This window comes from Actinosynnema sp., from assembly GCF_052038725.1.
Map to the genome: position 1 here is coordinate 1 of NZ_JBQGCX010001457.1, position 1,761 is coordinate 1,761.

The 1,761-nt window shown below is 76.7% G+C and carries 2 protein-coding genes; one reads left to right on the top strand and one right to left on the bottom strand.

The window, feature by feature from the left end:
* The coding region (locus ACTUAL_RS30785; protein WP_440902687.1) for an NUDIX hydrolase at positions 1 to 421 on the bottom strand (421 nt) is incomplete at its 3' end.
* 114 nt (positions 422 to 535) lie between these two features.
* On the opposite strand from ACTUAL_RS30785, the gene ACTUAL_RS30790 reads away from it, so the two are divergent.
* A partial coding sequence (locus tag ACTUAL_RS30790; protein ID WP_440902688.1) for a DUF222 domain-containing protein occupies positions 536 to 1,761 on the top strand: 1,226 nt, incomplete at its 3' end.

A 1,761-nucleotide genomic window follows, 5' to 3' on the forward strand; every position in this document is an offset into this window, starting at 1 on the left:
CCAGACCGGCCTCGTCCACCCACTCCATGCCCTCGTCCGTCGACGGCGTCGGGAGCGGGTCGCCCGGTCCCACGCCCTCGGGCACGGCGAGGTAGATGAGGTCGATGTGCTGGTGCCCGGGGGAGATGTCCTCCACCTGCACGCCCTCGGGCCGCAGGAGCTGGACCGGGGCGCCGGGGGCGTCGTGGTCGATGCCGGGGGAGCCGACGAGGCGCACCCGCAGGCCGGTCTCCTCCAGCGTCTCGAGGCGCGCGGCGTCGTCGGGCAGCTCGTGCGGCTCGACGTGACCGCCCGGCGGCAGCCACAGACCGAGCTTGCGGTGCGGGTGCAGCAGCACGTGTCCGTCGTGGACGACGAAGGTCGCCACGGTGAAGTGCCTGGTGATCCCGTCCGGGGGCTCCCGGTCCTCGACGTGTCCCACGGCGGCGACGATAGCTCTCGACCGCCGTCCGTCGGCGGGGGCGGGTCTGTCGGTGGTGGGTCCTAGCGTGGGGGTATGTCTCAGGGGTGGGGCGGGGCGGTGCTGCGGCCGGCCGTGAGGGAGTCGTCCGGCGGGTGGGTCGTGCCCGCCCGCGAGGCGCCCGGGGTGGTGTGCACGGGCCTGCTGGGGGATGCGGGGCGGTCGGCGGTGCGGGCGGAGGTCGCGGCGCGCCAGGCGGTGCTGCTGGTCGAGGAGCAGGTCACGGGCGGGCTGGACCTGGTCGCGGTGGCGGCGGCGGCCCTGGAGCGGGTGCGGCTGCGGCTGGCGGTGGAGGTCGCGGCGCGAGGCGTGCACACGGCCGCGGGGTTCGGTCTGGTGGACTGGTTGGGCCTGCGGTGCCCGGACCTGGCCCGGGGGGCGGTCCTGGACCTGGCGCGGGTCGCGCTGGCGGCGCAGGAGGGGGTGCACGCCCCGCTGGTGCACGCCGTGCTGTCCGGGGGCATGAGCGTGGCCCGGGCGGCACGGTTGCACAGGGCGTTGGTGCGGGTGCGCCGGGCGGTGGGGCCGGTGGAGTACGGGCAGGCGGTGGGGCTGCTGGCCGGGGCGGGGTGCGAGGCGGTGTTCGAGGACGCCGACGTGGACCGGGTGGTCGGGGCGTTGCTGCGGGCGTGCGTGCCCGAGGCAGACCACGAGTCGCGGGCGCGGGCCGTGCGCGAGCTGCGGGACGTGCACGAGTCGAGCCTGGCCGACGGGTCGGTGCGCCGGGTGGTGATCACGTTCGGGGACTCGTGCGACTACGAGGCGGTGCGGGCGGTGCTGACCTCACCCCTGGCGGCACCGGCCGGCGCGGACGAGCGGGAGGCCACGGGGGAGGTGGACCTGCGGACCCCGGGCCAGCGGCGCTACGACGCGCTGATAACGGTGCTGCGTCGCGGGGTGGCCGGGACCGCCGGGCAGCCGACGACGGCCAAGGCGGTGCTCGTGGTCACGATGGACCTGGCCACGCTCCGCCGCGACCTGGCCGCCGTGCCGGCGGGGGCGGGTGGCGGCCGGTTACCGGGGTGCGGCTCGAGCCTGGAAGGACGCGACGTGCCGGTCTCGCAGGTGCGGCGCCTGGCGTGCGAGGCCGACCTGGTGCCAATGGTGCTGGGCGGGCCGAGCGAGGTCGTGGACCAGGGGCGGCGGGTGCGCCTGGTCACGCCCGGGCAGCGGTTGCGCCTGGCGACACGCGATGGTGGGTGCACGATCCCGGGGTGCACCGTGCCTGCGACGTGGTGCGAGGCCCACCACGTCATCCCCTGGGCCGCAGGCGGCGCCTCGGACCTGTCCAACTACGCCCT